The organism is Comamonas koreensis (assembly GCF_014076495.1).
GTDB lineage: Bacteria > Pseudomonadota > Gammaproteobacteria > Burkholderiales > Burkholderiaceae_C > Comamonas > Comamonas squillarum.
In genome coordinates, this window is record NZ_CP043575.1 from 698,014 (window position 1) to 718,979 (window position 20,966).

20 protein-coding genes are annotated in these 20,966 nt (G+C 64.8%); 14 read left to right on the forward strand and 6 right to left on the reverse strand.

Annotation, left to right across the window (positions count from 1 at the left end; genetic code table 11):
• Positions 1 to 13 precede the first annotated feature (13 nt).
• Both F0Q04_RS03265 and F0Q04_RS03270 read left to right on the forward strand, forming a co-directional pair.
• A complete protein-coding gene (locus tag F0Q04_RS03265) occupies positions 14 to 1,030 on the forward strand; it encodes an ABC transporter ATP-binding protein (protein ID WP_182344432.1) in 1,017 nt (338 codons plus the stop codon).
• Positions 1,031 to 1,071: 41 nt separating this feature from the next.
• Positions 1,072 to 2,256: an amidase gene (locus F0Q04_RS03270; protein ID WP_182344434.1), complete on the forward strand. Its 1,185-nt coding sequence runs from the start codon at positions 1,072 to 1,074 to the stop codon at positions 2,254 to 2,256.
• Positions 2,257 to 2,260: 4 nt separating this feature from the next.
• Here F0Q04_RS03270 and F0Q04_RS03275 read toward each other — a convergent pair whose 3' ends face one another.
• The 3 genes from F0Q04_RS03275 to F0Q04_RS03285 all read right to left on the reverse strand — a co-directional run bounded on the left by F0Q04_RS03275 (position 2,261) and on the right by F0Q04_RS03285 (position 3,944).
• Positions 2,261 to 2,797, reverse strand: a complete 537-nt coding sequence (locus F0Q04_RS03275) for an ureidoglycolate lyase (protein WP_116925400.1) — start codon at positions 2,795 to 2,797, stop codon at positions 2,261 to 2,263.
• Between the two features lie 61 nt (positions 2,798 to 2,858).
• Positions 2,859 to 3,230 (reverse strand): hypothetical protein, encoded by a 372-nt coding sequence (locus F0Q04_RS03280; protein ID WP_116925401.1) that lies wholly within the window; start codon positions 3,228 to 3,230, stop codon positions 2,859 to 2,861.
• A gap of 81 nt (positions 3,231 to 3,311) precedes the next feature.
• Positions 3,312 to 3,944, reverse strand: a complete 633-nt coding sequence (locus F0Q04_RS03285) for a hypothetical protein (protein WP_116925402.1) — start codon at positions 3,942 to 3,944, stop codon at positions 3,312 to 3,314.
• 321 nt (positions 3,945 to 4,265) lie between these two features.
• Here F0Q04_RS03285 and F0Q04_RS03290 point away from each other — a divergent pair, with 321 nt between their 5' ends.
• From F0Q04_RS03290 to F0Q04_RS03300, 3 genes are all read left to right on the forward strand, one after another.
• Entirely contained in the window at positions 4,266 to 6,578 is a 2,313-nt protein-coding gene (locus tag F0Q04_RS03290) for an NADP-dependent malic enzyme (RefSeq protein ID WP_116925520.1), read from the forward strand.
• A 165-nt stretch (positions 6,579 to 6,743) separates the two neighbouring features.
• Positions 6,744 to 7,154: a ribonuclease domain-containing protein gene (locus F0Q04_RS03295; protein WP_182344436.1), complete on the forward strand. Its 411-nt coding sequence runs from the start codon at positions 6,744 to 6,746 to the stop codon at positions 7,152 to 7,154.
• Between the two features lie 135 nt (positions 7,155 to 7,289).
• Positions 7,290 to 7,715: a barstar family protein gene (locus F0Q04_RS03300; RefSeq protein ID WP_027010748.1), complete on the forward strand. Its 426-nt coding sequence runs from the start codon at positions 7,290 to 7,292 to the stop codon at positions 7,713 to 7,715.
• Positions 7,716 to 7,788: 73 nt separating this feature from the next.
• Here the strand turns inward: F0Q04_RS03300 and rsmA are convergent, their stop codons facing one another.
• From rsmA to F0Q04_RS03315, 3 genes are all read right to left on the reverse strand, one after another.
• The gene (gene rsmA, locus F0Q04_RS03305; protein ID WP_116925404.1) at positions 7,789 to 8,568 is read right to left on the reverse strand and encodes a 16S rRNA (adenine(1518)-N(6)/adenine(1519)-N(6))-dimethyltransferase RsmA; all 780 of its coding nucleotides are present in this window, start codon (positions 8,566 to 8,568) and stop codon (positions 7,789 to 7,791) included.
• A gap of 119 nt (positions 8,569 to 8,687) precedes the next feature.
• On the reverse strand, positions 8,688 to 10,115 hold the full coding sequence (locus F0Q04_RS03310) for a peptidylprolyl isomerase (RefSeq protein WP_182344438.1): 1,428 nt from the start codon (positions 10,113 to 10,115) through the stop codon (positions 8,688 to 8,690).
• A 14-nt stretch (positions 10,116 to 10,129) separates the two neighbouring features.
• On the reverse strand, positions 10,130 to 12,595 hold the full coding sequence (locus F0Q04_RS03315; protein ID WP_420093972.1) for an LPS-assembly protein LptD: 2,466 nt from the start codon (positions 12,593 to 12,595) through the stop codon (positions 10,130 to 10,132).
• Positions 12,596 to 12,718: 123 nt separating this feature from the next.
• Between F0Q04_RS03315 and F0Q04_RS03320 the strand changes: the two genes are divergently transcribed.
• From F0Q04_RS03320 to hutG, 9 genes are all read left to right on the forward strand, one after another.
• Entirely contained in the window at positions 12,719 to 13,864 is a 1,146-nt protein-coding gene (locus F0Q04_RS03320) for an aminoglycoside phosphotransferase family protein (protein ID WP_116925406.1), read from the forward strand.
• Positions 13,865 to 13,917: 53 nt separating this feature from the next.
• A complete protein-coding gene (locus tag F0Q04_RS03325; protein ID WP_182344440.1) occupies positions 13,918 to 14,652 on the forward strand; it encodes a 16S rRNA (uracil(1498)-N(3))-methyltransferase in 735 nt (244 codons plus the stop codon).
• Between the two features lie 319 nt (positions 14,653 to 14,971).
• Complete coding sequence (locus tag F0Q04_RS03330; protein ID WP_116925408.1) at positions 14,972 to 15,751, forward strand: IclR family transcriptional regulator; 780 nt, start codon at positions 14,972 to 14,974, stop codon at positions 15,749 to 15,751.
• A 44-nt stretch (positions 15,752 to 15,795) separates the two neighbouring features.
• Positions 15,796 to 16,536, forward strand: a complete 741-nt coding sequence (locus F0Q04_RS03335) for a transporter substrate-binding domain-containing protein (protein WP_116925409.1) — start codon at positions 15,796 to 15,798, stop codon at positions 16,534 to 16,536.
• A gap of 63 nt (positions 16,537 to 16,599) precedes the next feature.
• Positions 16,600 to 17,268, forward strand: a complete 669-nt coding sequence (locus tag F0Q04_RS03340) for an amino acid ABC transporter permease (protein ID WP_116925410.1) — start codon at positions 16,600 to 16,602, stop codon at positions 17,266 to 17,268.
• Positions 17,265 to 18,041 carry an amino acid ABC transporter ATP-binding protein gene (locus tag F0Q04_RS03345; protein WP_269780255.1) on the forward strand — a complete coding sequence of 259 codons (777 nt, stop codon included), beginning with the start codon at positions 17,265 to 17,267 and terminating at the stop codon, positions 18,039 to 18,041. Before F0Q04_RS03340 ends, F0Q04_RS03345 begins: the two co-directional genes overlap by 4 nt.
• A 16-nt stretch (positions 18,042 to 18,057) precedes the next feature.
• Complete coding sequence (locus F0Q04_RS03350; protein ID WP_116925522.1) at positions 18,058 to 18,648, forward strand: HutD family protein; 591 nt, start codon at positions 18,058 to 18,060, stop codon at positions 18,646 to 18,648.
• 4 nt (positions 18,649 to 18,652) lie between these two features.
• Complete coding sequence (locus tag F0Q04_RS03355; RefSeq protein WP_182344442.1) at positions 18,653 to 20,050, forward strand: formimidoylglutamate deiminase; 1,398 nt, start codon at positions 18,653 to 18,655, stop codon at positions 20,048 to 20,050.
• 3 nt (positions 20,051 to 20,053) lie between these two features.
• Positions 20,054 to 20,881, forward strand: a complete 828-nt coding sequence (hutG, locus tag F0Q04_RS03360) for an N-formylglutamate deformylase (protein ID WP_116925413.1) — start codon at positions 20,054 to 20,056, stop codon at positions 20,879 to 20,881.
• Positions 20,882 to 20,966 lie beyond the last annotated feature (85 nt).

Consider the following 20,966-nt stretch of genomic DNA (forward strand, 5'->3'; position numbering starts at 1 on the left):
CCGGAGCACCACGATGAACACAGCCTCTCCTCCCCTGGTCCAGATCCAGGACCTGAATGTGCAGTTTGCCAGCGGCAAGAAAGTGGTCCAGGCCGTCAGCGGCGTGAGCCTGTCGGTCGCCAAGGGCGAAGCGGTGGCGCTGATTGGCGAATCGGGATCGGGCAAGAGCGTGACCCTGCGCAGCCTGCTGCGCCTCCACCCCGAGCGCAAGACCACGATGAAGGGCCAGATCCGGGTCGCAGGCCAGGATGTGCTGGCGCTGCGCGGCGGCGCGCTCAACGACTTTCGCGGCAAGACCTGCGCGATGATTTTTCAGGATCCCTTGCTGGCGCTGGACCCGGTCTACCCGGTGGGCGCGCAGATTGTCGAAGCGATACGCCGGCACGAGCGCGTGAGCCAGAGCGAGGCGCAGCAGCGCGCGCTGGCGCTGTTCGAGCGGGTGCGCATTCCCAGCCCCGAGCAGCGCCTCAAGGCCTATCCGCATGAGATGTCGGGCGGCATGCGCCAGCGGGCGATGATTGCGCTGGCCCTGGCCTGCAACCCGCAGGTGCTGCTGGCCGACGAGCCCACCACCGCCCTCGATGCCACCGTGCAGATCCAGATCCTGTTGCTGCTGCGCGAGCTGCAGCGTGAGCTGGGCCTGGGCATTGTGTTTGTGACCCACGACATTGGCGCGGCGGTGGAAGTGGCCGACCGCATTGCGGTGATGTACGCGGGCCGCATCGTCGAAGAGGGCACAGCCGAGCAGCTGATCCGCAGCCCGCGCCACCCCTACACCATGGCCTTGCTGCAAAGCCGATCCCATGGCGCGATGGAGCGCGGCCAGCCGCTGCAGACCATTGCTGGCGCGCCGCCCGATCTGACCGCCATCCCGCCGGGCTGCGCCTTTGCACCGCGCTGCAAGCTGGCCACGGCCGCCTGCCTGCAAGCGGTGCCGGAGCCGGTCACGCTGGCGCCTGGCCATATGGTGCGCTGCGTGCACACTGCAACGGCGGCAGCCTTTGCGCCCAACGTGCTGGCCGCTGCTTAGGCCCCTGCATTTCTATTTTTTTGCCCAGGACTGACCCCACCATGCCCTTGCACGACCCTGCCCATGCCTTTGTTCCCTACCCCGATGTGCCGGTGCGCCATGCCGCCACCGGCCCGCTCAGCGGCCTGTACTTTGGGGTGAAGGACCTGTTCGACATTGCCGGCTATCCCACGGGGGGCGGCAACCCGCTGCTGCTGGCCCTGTCCGGCATCAAGACGCAGACGGCGCCCACGGTGCAAAAGCTGCTCGATGCCGGCGCGGCGTTGGCGGGCAAGACGGTGACCGATGAGCTGGCGTTCTCGATGAATGGCAACAACGCCCACTTTGGCGCGCCGATCAATGGCAACGCGCCCGCGCGCATCACCGGCGGTTCGTCATCGGGCTCAGCCTCGGCGGTATCGAGCCGGCTGTGCGACTTTGCGCTGGGCACGGACACGGGCGGCTCGGTGCGTGCGCCGGCCAGCCACTGCGGCCTGTACGGCATACGGCCCACGCATGGCCGGGTGAGCCTGGAGTCAGCCCTGGCGCTGTGCCACAGCCTGGATACCTGCGGCTGGTTGGCCCGCGATGCCCACACCTTTGCCCGCGTGGCCGATGTGCTGCTGGCGCCCGACACGACGCCACTGCCGGCCCGCCCACGCCTGCTGATGCCCAGCGACGTCTGGGGCCTGGTGGACAGCGCCGTGCGCCCGGCCTGGGATGGCGCGCTGCAGCAGATCACACAGCTGCTGGGCAGCGCGCAGGATTGCAATGCGGTGCTCGATTCTTTCGACGCGATGTACTGGAGCTTTCGCTATATCCAGGGGCGCGAAGCCTGGATGACCGATGGCGCCTTTATCAGCCGCTATGCGCCGGTGCTGGGCCCGGGCGTGAAGGAGCGCTTTGACTGGTCGAGCAAGGTGAGCGATGCCCAGGTGCAGGAGGCCGAGCAGTTCCGTGCGCGCTTCCGCCAGCATCTGGCCGATCTGCTGGGTAGCGATGGCCTTCTGGTGATGCCGACCATGCCCGATATTGCGCCACTGCGCAGCGCCGATGAGGTATCGCTGGAGGCCTACCGCAACCAGGCGGTGCAGATGCTGTGCCTGGCGGGCTTGGCGGGTTTTCCGCAGATCTCGCTGCCGCTGGCCAGCCGCGACGGCGCGCCCTTGGGGATCTCGCTGCTGGGCCCTGCAGGCACGGACCGCAGCTTGATCGCGATTGCGCAGCAGCTGGCGGCTGCGGTGTAAGTGATTAAGCGAGATCGGCGGGCAGGCGGACCTGCAGCGGCGCGCTGATCGCTTCGCAGCGGCAGTCCAGCGCATCGGCGCGCCGCTCGATGACGGCGAAATCACCGCCCTCGACGGCGAGCAAGGCATGGTGCCAGGTGCCGGGTGCCAGCACGATGCCCTGACGGCCATCGGTGACAAAGGCCTGCATGTCGTCAGCCTTGGGGGCGGGGCCGGCAGCGGCCACCACCACGACAAAGCGCTGGGTGCCCAGTGGCACAAAGCTCTGGCTGCCCAGTGCATGGCATTCGACCTCGGTCACCGCCAGCGGAAACTGCCGCGCCTGCGCGCGAAACAGCGCCAGCATCGGCCAGCCGCCTTGCGCCGTCAGCTGCAGATCGGGCAGCAGGTCATAGCGCAGCGCATTGCCCTGGTTGATGGACTGGCTGGGCAGGCTGGGGTCGGCCAGGCCAATCACGGTGCCAAAGGCCGAGAAGTTGTGCGCGGTCAGAGGCCGCGCCTCCAGAACCAGCGCAGCGGGGTGGGTGTTGGAGGTCGTCATGGCCAGCTAGCTAGCAAGGACGGTGCCTGATTGGCGATGCGGCACCCGCGCCGCAGACCGGTCAAGGCTTGCCATCGGCTTCGTGCTGCGCGCCCTTGCTGTCAGTGATGACGGCGCCCATGCCGGCCGAGGGGTTCACGCTGCCGCCTTCTGCCGTGGTGCCGCCGTTGGAGGTCTTGGGGTCATCGGCAGAAGCCAGTGGCACCGCAGGGGGGAGCGGATCGTGTTTGTCGGCCTTGGCGGGGGGCAGCACCGAGTGGCTGTCGGTGATGGGCGCGTTGAACAGCGGCTTGTCGGGCAGGGGCTGGCGCGAAGCCGCTACCGTGCCGGAGATAGGCTGCATGGGCCCGGGGCGTTCGTCACAGGCGCTCAGCAGGCTGGCAGTGGCAACGACGGCTGCCAGGGCGGCAAGTCGGGTTGGAATGGCTGGCATGGGCTTTTCCCTGTAGTGGTACTGGTAACACCGACATTGTCGCCGCAGGCCGGGCGCCCAGGTGTCAGCCAATCACGGCAATCAGCGCTCGCCCAGCAGCGCCAGATAGGCATTGCGCGTCTCGGGCGAGACGCTCTGGATAACCTGCTCATAGGTGGTCTGGTTGCGCAGCTGCATGCGCGCCGAGGCCACGGCCTTGGATTTACAGTACCAGTGGCAGGTGTGCTGCATCAGATACATCTCGGCCAGCAGCGTAAAGGCGCGGTCCTTGGGGCTGCGGCCGGCGGTGTTGGCCACTACGCGTGCAATGCCATCGGCATGCAGGCGGATGGCGGTGCGCAGGTCAAAGGACCTGCTGCCGCCCTGGAGCTTGTCGATCAGCTGCGAGAAGGGGAAGTAAAAGCTTTGGGTGCTGATCTTGAACGTGGCACCATTGGCCGGCTCGGGCGCCTTGGCCAAGGTGTCGGCAAAGCTGCTGAACTGGCTGGCCAGGCTGTTTTCCACCGATGCCTGCAGCTCCCAGATTTGCTGCTGGCGGTTGCTGTCTTTCTCGTCCAGCGCCCGCATGTAGCTGCTGACCAGGCGCTCCATCAGCTTTTCGATGTCGTAATTACGCAAATATTGGGCCAGCAAGGCGATGCGCTGCTTTTGGGCCTTGGCGCGCAGCACATAGCTCACGCCCAGGATGAGAACGACCAGCAGCATTAAATCCATGACAAATGAGGCCTTGCAGGGCCTATATAGCGCAAACGTGAGCCATTGTAGACCTTGGCTTCCGCCGAGATGGGCGGGCTTTACGCAATGTATGCTTAAACTGGAAAAAGCTATACATCTTTTTCATAGTTCTAGTCGGCGACTGGAATACTTGATTTTTAGCCTGCGCCTAGAATGGTGAGTGCCTTGTATACGATCCACAGCATTTGGCCGTGGGAAAATCGTTCTGGGCCCTTGGACATACTGTTGAGACATGCATGCAGATGGCAGCATGTTCCAGCTGTTTTTCGTAGTGAATGCTGCGTGATGCCGGAGACCGCCATGACTGAGAAGAATTCAACCCCCACTGCGGTGGACAAGCGTGCGCTGCTGCGCCAGTCCGCACTGGAGTACCACCAGTTTCCCCGCCCCGGCAAGGTGGCGATTGCCGCGACCAAGCCCATGGCCAACCAGCATGACCTGGCGCTGGCCTATTCGCCCGGCGTGGCTGCACCTTGCGAAGAAATCGTCAAGGATCCGGCAGCTGCCTTCAAGTACACCAGCCGTGGCAACCTGGTGGCCGTGATCTCCAACGGCACGGCTGTGCTGGGTCTGGGCGACATCGGCGCGCTGGCCTCCAAGCCGGTGATGGAAGGCAAGGGTGTTCTGTTCAAGAAATTTGCAGGTGTCGATGTTTTTGACATCGAAATCAACGAAAAAGACCCCCAGAAGCTGGTGGAAGTGATCGCCGCGCTGGAGCCCACCTTTGGCGCCGTAAATCTGGAAGACATCAAGGCGCCCGAGTGCTTCTATGTGGAGCGTGAACTGCGCAAGCGCATGAAGATCCCGGTCTTCCACGACGACCAGCACGGCACCGCGATCACTGTGGCAGCGGCCATGGTCAATGCGCTCAAGGTCGCAGGCAAGAAGATTGAAGAAGTGAAGCTGGTGGCCTCGGGGGCGGGCGCTGCAGCGCTTGCCTGCCTGAACCTGCTGCTGGAGATCGGCCTCAAGCGCGAAAACGTGATTGTCACCGACATCGTTGGCGTGGTCTACAAAGGCCGTACCGAGCTGATGGACGAAGATAAGGAGCTTTTCGCGCAAGAAACCGACAAGCGCACGTTGTCGCAGGTGATTGACGGCGCCGATGTGTTCCTGGGCCTGTCGGCGGGCGGCGTGCTCAAGCCCGACATGGTGCAGCGCATGGCTGCGCGCCCCATCATTTTTGCGCTGGCCAACCCCAATCCCGAGATCTCGCCCGAAGACGCCAAGGCGGTGCGCGACGACATCATCATGGCGACCGGCCGTTCGGACTACCCGAACCAGGTCAACAACGTGCTGTGCTTCCCCTATATCTTCCGGGGCGCGCTCGATTGCGGCGCGACGACGATCACCACCGAGATGGAAATCGCCACGGTGCACGCGATTGCCGACCTGGCCCAGGCCGAGCAGACCGAAGAGGTCGCCAATGCCTATGCCGGCCAGGACCTGTCCTTTGGCCCCGAGTACCTGATCCCCAAGCCGTTTGACCCGCGCCTGATGATGAAGATTGCGCCCGCTGTGGCGCAGGCGGCAGCGGAATGCGGCGTGGCCGAGCGTCCGATCCAGGACATGGATGCTTACCGCGAGCACCTGCAGACTTTTGTCTACGCCTCCGGCACCGCGATGAAGCCCATCTTCATGGCGGCCAAGCGCGCTGCGAAAAAGCGCATTGCCTACGCCGAAGGCGAGGAAGAGCGTATCCTGCGTGCGGCCCAGATCGTCGTGGACGAGCGTGTGGCGCGCCCCACCTTGATCGGCCGCCCGGCGATCATTGCCCAGCGCATCGAGAAGTTCGGCCTGCGCCTCAAGGAAGGCACGGACTACGATGTGGTCAACGTCGAGCATGACGACCGCTACCGCGATTTCTGGCAGTCCTACCACCGCATGGCCGAGCGCAAGGGCGTGACGGTGCCGATCGCCAAGATCGAAATGCGCCGCCGCCTGACCCTGATTGGCTGCATGCTGCTGCACAAGGGCGAGGTCGATGGCCTGATCTGCGGCACCTGGAACAACACCGCCATCCACCTGCACTACATCGACCAGGTGATTGGCAAGCGCGCCGGCACGGCGACCTACGCCTGCATGAACGGCCTGCTGCTGCCCGAGCGCCAGGTCTTCCTGGTCGACACCCATGTGAACTACGACCCGACGGCCGAGCAGCTCGCCGAGATCACGATCATGGCGGCCGAGGAGATGATGCGCTTTGGTATCAAGCCCAAGGCCGCGCTGCTGTCGCACTCGAACTTTGGCTCCAGCAACCAGCCCAGCGCCATCAAGATGCGCCAGACGCTGGAGCTGCTGCGCATCCAGGCGCCCTGGCTGGAAGTGGATGGCGAGATGCACGGCGATGTGGCGCTGGACCAGAAGCAACGCGCCAGCATCATGCCCGAGAGCCCGCTGGTAGGTAACGCCAATCTGCTGGTGCTGCCCAACATTGATGCGGCCAATATCAGCTACAACCTGCTCAAAACGGCCGCTGGCGGCAATATCGCCATTGGCCCGATTCTGCTGGGCGCCGCGCAACCGGTGCATATTTTGACCCCCAGCGCCACGGTGCGCCGCATTGTCAACATGACGGCTGTTGCGGTAGCGGACGCGAATTTTGCGCGCTGATAAAGATATTTACAGCGCATTTGGCTTGAGTCTGCCACGCTTGCAGCTGTAAAATACTGAGAAGCCTGCTCAAATTTTGGGCAGGCTTCTTGCATTTTGGGGGGCAATCCGTCACACTGACCGGCTGAACTTTCGGTGCGCCCGCAGTTCTGAAAGGTGTTGTCGATGCTCAAAGCATGGGGTTTTCTGGCCCGCTCGTCTGTGAAGGCTGGTGTGCTCGCTGCGGTCATGGCTGCGCTGCCGCCTGGGGTTCAGGCCCGAGGCAGCGGGCTTTCCGCATTCGATGGGCCGGTCGTGGCTGTGGCCGAATTGCCGCCACAAGGCCGCAAAACCTATGCATTGATCTTCGAGGGCGGCCCTTTTCCTTATGACAAGGACGGCTCGGTATTTGGTAACCGTGAACGCAACCTGCCCAGGCACCCGCGTGGTTACTACCGGGAATACACCGTCAAGACACCCGGCTCCCGTGATCGGGGGGCGCGTCGCATTATTTGTGGCGGTCAGGTCGCCACAATGCCCGATACTTGCTACTACACCCAGGATCACTACAGCAGCTTTCGGCGTATTGTGAATTAGCCAGTCAGATTCCTCCTATGTCGCTTTTCCGCAAGAGATGTCTTGCGCAGAGTGATGTGCTAAGTCAACAATGCCCAATGAGCCCCAGGGATGGGGTGTGGTTTTTAAAAAATGCTAATGGAAAGAGCAACGGAGATGGACACTCCACTTCGTCAGGTACAAGATACATCGCTGCGTTTTGTGCGTCCCAACATCGTGCAGGCCATTCGTGCCTACCGGTTGGAAGACCTGCGCGACGCAGCCCAGAACCTGGGGCAGCACTTTTTGTACGCCAATCTGGCGCACGCCCTGTCCAAGGCCGATGTGCTCGAGTTGATTGGCATGCAGTTTTATTTTCCGTCGCACTACGGCAAGAACTTCGACGCGCTGTTCGACTGCCTGACCGACCCTTTGCACAAGAGTGGCCCCCAGCCCGGCTTTGTCGTGGTGCTGGACCAGATCCCGACTGCGATGAAGTTTGACCGCGAAGCGCGCGAGCAACTGCTCGATGTGTTTCGCGATGCGGCCGAGTACTGGGCCGAGCGCAAGGTGCCTTTTCGCTGCTTTTACTCTTTCCTCTGATCGGCTTGCTGATGACCCAGAAAAAACGCCCGGCTTGCGCCGGGCGTTTTGCTTATGGGCGGGGCCCCAACGCTCAGGCCACCTTGGAAGCTGCTGAGAGGCTGGCAGCGGCCTGTTCGTATTCGGCCACCGGCACCTCTTCGGCGCGGCGCTGCAGGTCGAAGTTGCCGCTGTAGCCCTTTTCCTCCAGCCATTTGCCCAAGGTGTTGCGCAAGATCTTGCGGCGCTGGCTGAAGGCCACGCGCACCAGGTCTTCGAGCAGCTTGGCATCGAGCTGGGCGGGCTCGGCGCGCGGGACCATGCGCACGACGGCGCTGTCCACCTTGGGGGGCGGGTCAAAGCTCTCGGGCGGCACAAAGAGCACGTTCTCCATCGCATAGCGCCACTGCAGCATGACCGTCAGGCGCCCGTAGTCGGAGGTGGCGGGTGCAGCCACCATGCGGTCGATCACCTCTTTTTGCAGCATGAAGTGCTGGTCTTCGACCACATCGACCTGGTCGAGCAGGTGAAACAGGATGGGGCTGGAGATGTTGTAGGGCAGGTTGCCGGCCACGCGCAGCTTGTCCACGCCCAGGCGCTGGGCGAGGGCGCGGAAATCGACCTTCAGCACATCGGACTCGACCACATCGAGCTGCGGGTGCGTGCGCAGGCGCACGGCCAGATCGCGGTCGAGCTCAATGACGCTGAGCTTGCCCAGGCGCTCGACCAGCGGCTGGGTCAGCGCCATCAGGCCCGGGCCGATCTCCACCACCGTCTGGCCGGGCAGCGGGTGGATGGCGTCGACAATCGCGTCGATGACGGCGCGATCGGTCAGAAAGTTCTGGCCAAAGCGCTTGCGGGGAATGTGTTTCATGCAATGACAAAGCGGTGCGAAAGCACCGCTCTTGGAGTGGGCAGACCTGGGCCGATGATGACACCGCCGCAGCGCCACAGCGCCGGGCAGGGTCATCGCGCCCCAGGCCGCTGGATGGGTTACTGGGGCGGCTCGCGGTATTCCACGTAGGCCCGCGCACGGGCTTCCTGCGCCCAGGTGCTGAAGGCCTGCTCGAGCTTGTTCTCGCGCACGATGGAGCGCACCATGTCGCGCTGCTCGCGCTGGTTGAGCTTGGCTTCGCGGCGCTCGAGCAGCTGGATCAGGTGGATACCAAAGCGGCTGGCAATGGGCTGGCTGATCTCGCCGGGCTGCAGTGCGTTGAGCGCTTCTTCGAACTCCGGCACGAACTTGCGTGGGCTGGCCCAGCCCAGGTCGCCGCCTTCCTTGGCGCTGCCGTCTTCCGAGTAGCGCTTGGCCAGGTCTTCGAACGTGTCCTGCTTGGCCAGTACACGGCGGCGGTAGTCTTCGAGGCGCTCCACGGCCTGGGCTTCGCTCAGCTGGGGGCCGGGGCGCAGCAGGATGTGGCGGGCATGGCTTTGGGTGACGATGGCGGGCACCTCACCGCTGGTCTTCTCCAGCACCTTCAGGATGTGGAAGCCCGCAGGCGAGCGCACCGGGCCGGCAATGGCGCCCAGCGGGGTGGACTGTGTGGCCTTGACGAACAGCTCGGGGTAGCGGTCGGCCGGGCGCAGGCCCATGGCGCCGCCGCCCTTGCCGTCGGGCACATCGGAGAACTCGGCCACGGCGGCACCAAAGTCTTCGCCAGCGCGGATCTTGTCGGCCGCCTGCTGGGCCTTGGCCTGCAGCTGCTTGACCTGGTCGTCGCTGGCGTTTTCTGGCACGGTGATCAGGATGTGGCCCAGGTTGAGCTGGGTGGCGGCACTGGCCATGCCGGCCTTGGCCTTTTGCTCACGCAGGTACTGGTCGATGTCGAGGTCGCTCACGCGCACCTTGGAGTCCACCTCGGCCTCGCGCAGCTTCTGGATCACCAGCTGCTTTTTCAGATCGGCGCGGAACTGCGCTTCCGGAATGCCTTCGCTGGCCAGGCGGCGGCGCAGCTCGGGCATGGTCATGCTGTTTTGGCGCGCGACGGACTCTTCGGCCTGTTGCACGGCGAAGTTGTCCACCGTGATGTTGCGCTCGGCAGCCATCTGCAGCTGGATCTTCTGGCCGATCAGCATCTCCAGCGCCTGGCGGCGAGCGGTCTCGGCGGGCATGTTGTTGGCCTCGGCCTGGGCGCGCAGGCGTTCGTACTGCTGCTGCACTTCGACGTTGGTGACCGGCTCGGAATTGACGACCGCGACGATGAAGTCCGCAGAGCGCGGGGCATTGCTGCTGCGCTGGGCAACAGCGGCCGCCGGGATGGCCACCGAAGGAACGGCCGTCGGCGTGGCCAGGCCTGCGCCAGGGGCCCGCATGCGAGCCGATGCGCTGTCGCCGCTGGCCTTCATGCCTTGCGCTGCGCTGGCACCGGCCAGCAAAGCCAGGCTGCAGGCCACGCTCAAAGAGAGAATGCGTTGTTTCATGGTCAGGGAATGCTTCAATCGTAATTGCTGAAACGGCTGGGTACTGCAGCGCCGTTGCCGCTGGGCAGAGACTGGTAGCCGGGCACGTTTTCGCGCATGCTGGCCAGCGGGTCAGCGCCCAGGGTGAGTTTGGTCAGGCCGGTAAATTCCATCTGGAACAGCAGCTTGGTGTTGGACTGCACCAGCGAGTTCTGCAAGCGCTGCAGCACAATGCGGCTGCTCCAGCAGCATCCGGCGTATTCCACACCGACCACAGAGTCCACCAGTTTCTTGTCGCGCATGCTGTAGTTCAGGCGGCCCACAGTGTACCAGCGGCCTTCGCCCTTGGCTTTTTTGCCCCCGGAGCCAAAGATTTCATTGACTGGCCATTGCCAGCCCAGGTCCATCTGCTCGCTGTTCTGCGCCTGGTAGCGGTAGGCCAGTGCCAGCGTCTTGTAGTCGCCGGGCTTGTAGCGCGCCTGCATGGTCGAGCGCACCGAGCGGCCGCTGTCCGGGTTGAACTGCACCGTGGTGTCAAAGCCCCACTTGGGTGTCCAGTTGATGCCCGCGCCCAGCATGATGTCCGACCAGCGCTCTTCGACCGAGCTGGCATTGGGCATGACCACGCGCTGGTCCGAGAAGCGCAGGCGCTGGGCGATGCCAAAGCGCGCGGCCTCGGCGCCGGTCTCGGCATCGAGAAAGCGCGTGGTGGCGCCCACGGTCAGCATATTGTTGTCGGCAATGCGGTCATAGCCGCTGAACGAGTTCGAGCTGAAGATGGTCGCAAAGCTGAAGTCGTACGGCGCCGTGTCGTAGACCGGGATCATGCTCTGGTCGCGGTAGGGCGTGTAGGTGTAGAAGGCGCGCGGCTCCAGCGTCTGGATCAGGTTGCGGCCAAACAGGCGTGTGCTGCGCTCAAAGGTCAGGCCGCTGTCGAGGCTGACGGTGGGCACGGTGATGCTGGCGCTGCTGACGGTGGCCAGGCCCGAGTTGTCAAAGTTGTAGTGCCGGGTGTTGAGCATCAGCTTGGGCGTGATGTAGCCCTGCGGCGCAATGAAGGGGCGGCTCAGCTCGGCCTGGATATAGCCCCGGTCGGCATTGGGCTGGTTGAGCAGGCTGGTGTCGGCACGGAAGCGCGTGGCATCGGCCTCGATCGAGCCTTCCAGGCCCAGCGGCAGGTTCTGCGGCGTGTAGCGGTACTGCAGCTGGGGCATGCGGTCATACGGCGGCACGATCGGCGAGAGCGAGTCCTGCAGGGTCTGCCACTTCTGCGCGCGCAGCAGCAGGCTGTGGTCATCGCGCGACCAGCTGGCCGAGGCTTCGCTGTTGAGCAGGCGCTCGTTGAGCTTGTAGCTGTTGCCCTGGAAGTCGCGCCAGTAGTCCGAGTCGCTCACGCGCTTGGCGTTGATGTTTAGCCCCAGGCCGCCAATGGGCGTATCCAGGCTGCCATTGTGCATCCACAGCCAGGACCAGCGGTCGCGGTCGCGCAGGCGGTCGCCGGGCATGTAGAGGCCCGCCAGGGTGCCGCTGTAGGTCGGCTCCAGGTAGCGGAACTCGCCGCCCAGCGCCAGGCCGCGCTTGACCATGGCCGTCGGCGTGATCGTCGCATCGCGGTTGGGCGCAATGTTCCAGTAATAGGGCTGGGCGTAGGTGAAGCCGCTGTCACTGTCGAGCGACATCGTGGGCGGCAGCAGGCCCGATTTGCGCTTTTCCGACAGCGGAAAGCTCATCTTGGGGATGGGGATGATCGGCACGCCCTTGAATTCGAGCACGCCATTCTCGGCCACACCGACCTCTTCGAGGTTGTCGATGCTGATTTTTTCAGCACGGATGATCCAGTCGGGCTGCCAGCTGGCCTCGTCGTCGCGCTGGCAGGTGGTGTAGGTGCCATCATGCACGACCGAGCGCTCGCGGTCGATGAAATCCACGCGCGAGGCCACGCCATAGCCGTTGTTGGGCAGCAGGCGGTAGTTGGCGTCCTTGAAGAATCCCTCGTTCGAATCGAGCTGCATCTGCAGCTCGGTGCCGTCAAACACGCTGCCGGCGCGGTTGATGTGCACATTGCCATCGGCATAGGCGGTGTTGCTGGGCTCGTAAAAGCGCAGGCGGTCGGCGCGGATCATCGTGTCGGCGCGGCGCAGGCTGGCATTGCCGGTGACGGTGGTCATGTCCGCCGTCTGGCCGGTGAGCTCGTCGCCCTCGAGGTAGACCGGCATCTTGCCGCGCTGCTCGGAGCTCAGGCTCTCTTGCAGGCGGGGGCTGGCGCGCAGCACCAGGCCGGCGTCATCGCTGCCAGCGGGCGCCTGGGCCAGTACCAGCGCGGGCGATGCCCAGAGCATGGCCATGCACAGCCGGGCGATGGTGGTGGGGGAGAAGCTAAGGGGGGTGCGGGACAAGGTGCGGGGCGATGTGTTGGTGTTTGCGCGCGCGCGCAGCCCTGCGGCGGCGCCTGCAGGGCGGGGCGAGGCTGGCGCCACATCGGTTAAAGCGTGAATATCCATGGGAAATAGCCACTGGCCTGTGCATCTGCGGTGCATACATGCACACGGATCTGGATCTGGGGCCCAGCCGGGCGGCAGGGCTTTGTAGAATCTGCATTATCCATGAGCCAATCTATTTCCCCCATGTCTGACCCTATTGCTGCATCTTCTGTAGCACCCCAGCCTGACAGCGCCAAGCAATCTTTACAGGGCGTTACCCCAGTTGTGTGGGCAGATGCCACTCGCGCCGCGCAGTTTGCCCCCTGGCTGGCAGCGGTAGCGGCCCGCCATGGTCTGCGGCCCGAGAGCGTTCGCCTGGCGTCTGCCGATGCGAGCTTTCGCCGCTATTTGCGGGTGGACGACCTGCAGGGCGGCACGCGTATCATCATGGATGCGCCGCCGGACAAGGAAAACAGCGAACCCTTTGTGAAGGTGCAAGCGCTGCTGGCCGAGGCTGGCCTGAATGCCCCCCAGGTGCTGGACTGGGATGCCGCTCACGGCTTCATGCTGCTGTCCGATCTGGGCACGCAGACGGTGATCGAAAAGCTCCAGCCGCCCGATTCCCAGGCCGCCTACCAGTGGTACATGCAGGCGGTCGATATCTTGGTGGACTGGCAAAAGGCATCGCGCGAAGGCGTGCTGCCCGTTTATGACGAGGCCGTGCTGCGCCGCGAGCTGCAGCTGTTCCCTGACTGGTACATCGCCCAGCACCGCCAGGTGCAACTGAGCGACAAACAGCAGGCCGTGCTGCAAAACGCCTTTGACGCCATCGTGGCGCAGAACCTGTCGGTGCCACGCGTGTTTGTGCACCGTGACTTCATGATGCGCAACCTGATGGTGCCCCCCAGCGCCGGTGCGCCGCTGGGCGTGCTGGATTTCCAGGATGCGCTCTACGGCCCGATCACCTATGACATTGCCAGCCTGATGCGCGATGCCTTCATCAGCTGGGAAGAAGACTTTGTCGTGGACATCACCATCCGCTACTGGGAGAAGGCGCGCAAGGCTGGCCTGCTGGGCGCTGACAGCCCCTCGGGCTTTGGTGCCGATTTTGGTGACTTCTACCGCGCAGTCGAATGGATGGGCATCCAGCGCCACCTGAAAGTGGCTGGCATCTTTGCCCGCCTGACCTTGCGCGACGGCAAGCCGCGCTACCTGGCCGATGCACCGCGCTTTTTGCACTACATCCGCGCAACGGCCTCGCGCTACCGCGAGCTGGTACCGCTGATGCGCCTGATCCATGAGGTCGAGGGCATCGAGGAGCAAGGCGGCTGGATGATGGGCCGGGGCTGAACCTCGTTGCTTCAATCTCTGCCCTTTCCTGCCATCCACTTTGACCCAGCACCATGCCCCGTTTTTACTGCCCCGTTGAGTTGCGCGTAGGCGCTGCACTGGATCTGCCGCCCGAGGCTGCACGCCATGTGCAGGTGTTTCGCATGCAGCCGGGCGAACACATCACCTTGTTCAATGGCGTAGCCGGCAGCCCCGCAGGTGAATACGACGCCACCATCGTGCAGATGGGCCGCAGCCATGTGACCGTGCAGATCGAGGGCCACACGGCGATCGAGCGCGAAGCGGCCCGCGCCGTGCACCTGCTGGCCGGCATTACCGCTGGCGAGCGCATGGAATGGCTGGTGGAGAAGGCGACCGAGCTGGGCGTCGCCAGCATCACCCCGCTGGAGGCCGAGCGCTCGGTCACCCGCCTCAAGGGCGACCGCGCCACCAAGCGCCAGGAGCGCTGGCAAGCGATTGCCGCGAGCGCCTGCGAGCAGTGCGGCCGCAACCAGGTGCCACGCATCCATGCGCCGGTGGACCTGGCGCAATGGGTCAAGGCCGGCGGCCTGGCCGATGCACAGCGCTTGGTGCTGTCGCTGGCAGACGGCACGCAGCCGCTGGCCCAGGTGGTACAGCAGGCGGGCGCCCAGCCCCTGGTTTTCCTCTCTGGCCCCGAAGGCGGCCTGTCGCCCGCCGAAGAAGCGCTGGCGCGCGGCAACGGCTTTGCACCGGTGACCTTGGGCCCGCGTGTTTTGCGCGCCGAGACGGCGCCGCTCGCGGCTTTGGGCTATCTGGCAGCACTTTGACCGCAGCCTGTGCGCTGACGAAGCGTTGACTCAACGCTGATGGAGCGGCGCCCCCACCACGGGCCCGCCCAAACACTCCCCTCTCTCTCTCCCGTCCACCCCGCCCTGCACGGGTGCGGCGGCGCTGGCCTGCGCGCCAAGCGCCGCACCACGCCGGTGTTTTTTACATTTCAAATTCCCAATAAGTGGGAATTGAATGGGCCATTCAATTCCGACCTAGGGTTTGCGCTAGGGTGCAATACAGAGAGCAAATCGACAATTCTGGCATTGATCTTGCAAGATCCTTGTTGTCATTAGTCCCGAAGAATGGGAATTGCGAATGGATGCTACAGAGTTGTTGGTCAGCGAGCGCACGGCAGCGGATACCCCGGGTTCCGAGGTGTCGGCGGCCGACCGGGTGCTGCAGGTGCTGGCGGTATTGGCCTGCGCCGGGCGGCCGCTGTCGGCCAGCGAGCTGATGCAGGGCACCGGCTTGCCCCGCAGCAGCCTGTACCGGCAGCTCGCGCGCCTCAAGCGCTTTGGCTTTGTGGCCGACAGTGGCGCGCTGTATGCGCCCGGGCCGCTGGGCCTGCAGCTGGCGCGTGGCTTTGACGATGGCTCCCATTTGGTGCATGTGGCCCGCCCTGTGCTGGTGCAGCTGTCACAGCAGACCCAGGAGAGCGCAGGCCTCTTGGTAGCGGCCAATGGCCAGGCCGTCTGCCTGGACATGGTGGAAAGCCCGCTGTCGCTGCGCTGCTCGTTCGACAAGGGCAGCAGCGTGCCGCTGAAGGTGGGGGCTTCTGCCAAGTGCGTGCTGGCCTACCTGCCCGCCGTGCAACGCGAAGCGCTGCTCAACCAGCACTACGGCGAAGGCACCCCCGCCCGCGCCGAGGCCGCTGCCGAGCTGCAGGAGCTGCGCACACAGGGCTACATCACCACGGTGGGCCAGGTCGACGCCGGTGTCTGGGGTTGCAGCGTGCCGGTGTTTGCCAGCGGCCGCCGCGCGGTCGCTGCGCTCAGCCTGATGGCCCCGCAGCAGCGCGTGCAGCACCAGCAAGCCCAGCTGGTGCAGGCGACCTTGGCAGCAGCGGCCCGCATCTCCCGCAGTCTGGCTGGATGACATTGCGATTTTGCTTGGTACTTGAATTGAAAAAGGACTCTCCCATGAACTTCCGTCGCCTGGTCTTGAAGACCTCTTTGATCGCCCTGGCCTGTGGTGCAGGCGCTGCCTTTGCCCAGAACAATGTGCTGCGCGTGGCCACCGATGCCACTTTCCCGCCGATGGAATTTGTCGAAAACGGCAAGAAGACCGGTTTTGACGTCGAACTCGTCGAGGCCGTCGCGGCCAAGATGGGCAAGAAGGTCGAATGGGTCGATATCGACTTCAAGGGCCTAGTGCCGGGTCTGATCGCCAAGCGCTACGACATGGCCGTCTCTGCCATCTACATCACCGATGAGCGCAAGAAGGTGGTGGACTTCACCCAGCCTTACTACGCCGGTGGCCTGGTGGCCATGGTCAAGGAAGGCAGCCCCATCACCAAGCTGAGCGATCTGGACGGCAAGAAGGTCTCGGTGCAGGTGGGCACCAAGTCGGTGGGTTACCTCACCGAGCACTTCCCCAAGGTGCAGCGCGTTGAGGTCGAAAAGAACCAGGAAATGTTCAACCTGGTCGATATCGGCCGCGCCGATGCCGCCGTGACCGGCAAGCCTGCCGCGTTCCAGTACAACCGCACGCGCGGCGGCATGAAGGTGCTGGCCGAGCAGATCACCACCGAGGAATACGGCATGGCCATCCGCAAGGACACGCCTGAGTTGACCACCGCCGTGAACAAGGCGCTCGAGCAGCTCAAGGCCGACGGTGGCTACAAGGCCATCGTGGACAAGTGGTTCCCCAGCAGCAAGTAATTGGCAAGGGTGCCGCAGCGCGCTGCCCAGGCAGTGCGCTGATCTGAGACGACAGGATTGACTATGGATTTGGATTTTTCGCCCGTCTGGGCAGGGTGGCCCGATCTGCTGCGCGGTGCAGCGGTGACGGTGGAGATCACGGCCGCTGCGCTGGTGCTGGGCTGCGTGATGGGTCTGCTGATCGGCATTGGCCGGCTCAACCCCAAGAACAGGATCATCTACGGCATCTGCACGGCCTATGTGGCCGCCATCCGGGGCACGCCGCTTCTGGTGCAGCTGTTCATTCTGTTCTTCGGGCTGCCGCAGTTTGGCATCATGCTGCCGGCCTTTGCCTGCGGCGTGCTGGGCCTGGGCATCTACTCGGGCGCCTATGTGTCCGAAGTGGTGCGCGGCGCCATCCAGTCCATCGACCGCGGCCAGATGGAGGCGGCGCGCTCCATCGGCATGTCGTCGGGCCAGGCCATGCTCTCGGTGATCCTGCCCCAGGCCATCGTGCGCATGATTCCGCCACTGGGCAATGAGTTCATCGCGCTGATCAAGAACTCGGCGCTGGTCTCGCTGCTGACCATCCATGATGTGATGCACCAGGGCCAGAAGATCATCAGCGTCTCCTACCGCTCGCTGGAAGTGTATTTGGCGATTGCCGTGATTTATTTTGTATTGACCGGCGTGACCACCCTGGCCCTGCGCCATTTTGAAAAGCGCCTGCGCGCTGGAGGCATGGTGCAATGACCGCAGCTCCCCAACTTTCCGAATCCATGATCCGCATCCGTGGCCTGCGCAAGGCCTTTGGCACGCATGTGGTGCTCGATGGCATCGACTTCGATGTGCAGCCCCAGCAGGTGGTGGTCGTCATCGGCCCCAGCGGCTCGGGCAAGAGCACGTTCCTGCGCTGCTGCAATGGGCTCGAAGCCCCGCAGGGCGGCCGCATCGACATCTGTGGCCGCACCCTGGTGCAGGACGGCCAGATGCTGCCCGAAAAAGCCCTCAATGCGCTGCGCGAAGAGGTGGGCATGGTGTTCCAGTCCTTCAACCTGTTTCCGCACCTGTCGGTGCTGGACAACGTGACGCTGGGCCCGCGCAAGCTCCACGGCCTGAGCCGCAAGGATGCCGATGCGCTGGCGCATGACCTGCTGAAAAAAGTGGGCCTGGGCCACAAGGCCGATGCGATGCCCGGCAGCCTCTCGGGCGGGCAGAAGCAGCGCGTGGCGATTGCGCGCGCGCTGGCCATGCGGCCCAAGGTGATGCTGTTTGACGAGCCGACCTCGGCGCTCGACCCCGAGCTGGTGGGCGAGGTGCTGCAGGTGATGAAGATGCTGGCCGCCGAAGGCATGACCATGATGGTGGTCACCCATGAAATGGGCTTTGCCAAGGAAGTGGCCGATGTGGTCGTCGTCATGGATGGCGGCGGCATCATCGAAGCCGGTGACCCGCAGACAATCTTCAGCAACCCGACCAAGGAGCGCACACGCAGCTTTTTGCAGGCCGTGTTGACAAAGCAATAAACGGGCAGGGATGAGCATGCAATTTTTCAGCAGCAGCGCGCTGCCCGCCGCGCCATGGAAGAACGGCGGCGGCACGACGCAAGAGGTGCTGTGCTGGCCGCCTGGCGCCAGCATCGACAGTTTTGCCTGGCGCATCAGCATTGCGCAGATCGCCAGCAGTGGGCCGTTCTCGGCCTTTGCCGGGGTGGACCGCATCATCACCTTGCTGGGTGGTGATGGCGTGCATTTGCAGGCTGCCGATGGCAGCGTGGACCATTTGTTGCAGCACTGCCTGCAGCCCTTTGCGTTCTCGGGCGATGTGGCGCTGGACTGCCAGCTGCTGGGCGGCGCCTCGCAGGATTTGAATGTGATGACCCGGCGCGGCCGCGTGCAGGCGCAGGTGACGATCCACCGGGGTGGCAGCCTGCAGCTGGGCAGTGCCCAGGGCCTGCTGCTGGCGCGGGCTGGCAGCTGGCGCCTGCCTGCGCAAGCCGCTGCGCTGGTGGCCGGTGGCGAAGATGGCCTGTACTGGACCGCTGCGCCCGGCCAGCCGCTGCAGCTGGAAGCGAGCAGCGACGACGCCCTGTTGATCGCTGTCGCGCTGCAGGAGGTAGCAGCCGGTGTCTGATGCGATGAATACCCATAACCAACTGTTTGCCGCCCAGGCCTTGCTGCCCACGGGCTGGGCGCAGAACGTGCTGCTGCGCTGGGATGCGCAAGGCCTCTTCAGCTCCATCGAAACGGGAGTGGATGCGGCCCGCTGCGCGGGTGTGGCGCAGGCCGGCGGACCGGTGCTGCCGGGCATGCCCAACCTGCATTCGCATGCGTTCCAGCGCGGCTTTGCCGGGCTCTCGGAGTTCCGCGGCCAGGCGCAGGACAGCTTTTGGAGCTGGCGCAACCTGATGTACCGCTTTGCCGCGCGCCTGGGGCCCCAGCACCTGGAGGCGATTGCCACCTGGCTCTACATCGAGATGCTCGAAGCGGGCTACACCAGCGTCTGCGAGTTCCACTACCTGCACCACCAGCCCGATGGCCAGGCCTACGCCCCCGATGGCGAGCTGAGCCTGGCGCTGCTGCGTGCCGCGCAGACAGCGGGCATCGGCATCACCTTGCTGCCGGTGCTCTACCAGAACAGCGGCTTTGGCGGCCAGGCACCCCATGACGGGCAAAAGCGTTTTATCCGCAGCACCGACAACATGCTGCGCCTGCTGGAGACCTTGGCCCCCGCCTGCGCCGCCCAGGGCGCGGCGCTGGGCCTGGCGCCGCACTCGCTGCGCGCGGTGGCGCCCGAGGCCTTGCAAGAGGCCCTGCAGGGCCTGCATGCGCTGAGCGCCCAGGCGCCCGTACACATCCACATTGCCGAGCAGATGGCTGAGGTCAACGCCTGCGTCGCCTGGAGCGGCCAGCGCCCGGTGGCCTGGCTGCTGGACCATATGCCGGTGGACGCGCGCTGGTGCCTGGTGCATGCCACGCACATGGATGAGGCCGAATACGCAGCCGCAGCCGCCTCGCAGGCGGTGGCGGGCCTTTGCCCGCTGACGGAAGCCAACCTGGGCGACGGCATCTTTGACCTGCCGCGCTGGCAGGCCGGTGCCGGCCGCTGGGGCATTGGCTCGGACAGCCACATCGGCGTGAACGCCGCCGAAGAGCTGATGATGCTGGAGTACAGCCAGCGCCTGCAATCGCAGCAGCGCAATGTGGCGGCCAGTGCCCAGCAGCCCCATGTGGGCAGCCATATGCTGTTGGCAGCGGTGCAGGGCGGCGCGCAGGCCAGTGGCCGCGCAGTGGCCGGCCTGGCCGTGGGCCAGCAGGCCGATTTTGTGGTGCTCGATGGCCAGCACCTGGCGCTGGCCGGGCTGCCCGCTGCCGAGCAGCTCGATGCCCATGTGTTTGCCAGCAGCCGCAGCAGTGCGGTGGCCAGTGTCTGGGTGGGCGGCCAGTGCCGCGTGGCCGACGGCCGCCACCGGCTGCACCACAGCGCGCAGCGCGGCTTTGTCGCCGCGCGCAGCGAACTTCTTCAGGAGACGTGATCCATGCATTTTGAAACCGACCGCGCAGCGTTTGAATTCCGCCAAGGCACGGCGCCGCTGCTGATCTCCTTCCCCCATGTGGGCACCTATGTGCCGCCCGCGCTGGCCGAGCGCTTTACGCCCGAGGCGCGCGAGGTGCACGACACCGACTGGCACCTGCCGCTGCTCTACGCCTTTGCGCAGGAGATCGGGGCCTCGACCCTGGTGGCCACGCATTCGCGCCTGGTGGTGGACATGAACCGCCCCCCCGATGGCGCCAGCCTCTACCCCGGCCAGAGCGTGACGGGCCTGTGCCCGGTCGACACCTTTGCCGACACCCCCGTCTACCAAAGCGCCGCGCTGCAGCCCGATGACGCCGAGATTGCCCAGCGCCGCGACCAGGTCTGGAAGCCCTACCACGACCAGCTGGCCGCCGAGCTGGCCCGCATCAAGGCCCAGCATGGCGCAGCAGGCCTGTGGGATGCGCATTCGATCCAGTCGGTGCTACCGCGCTTTTTTGACGGCAAGCTGCCCGATCTGAACCTGGGCACCAACAAGGGCGCCAGCTGCGGCGAAGGCCTGGGCGAGGCGCTGCTGGCCGAGGCCCGCAAAGGTGAGGCTGACGGTTTTACCAGCGTGCTCAATGGCCGCTTCCAGGGCGGCTACATCACGCGCCACTATGGCCAGCCGGCGCTGAACGTGCATGCCATCCAGCTGGAGATGACGCAGAGCAGCTATATGCAGGAGCACATGCCCTTTGACTACCTGCCGGCCGTGGCCGCCAAGGTGCAGCCCCATGTGCGCCGCATGGTGGAGACCTTGCTGGCTTACGTGCAGCAATCGGCACGCTGATTCCGACGCCTCCGCAAACGGTATCCAGGGCTTGCACGGCAGGCCTGGGATGCCGTTTTTTGCTGTAGTGGCCCAGCAGGTTTTG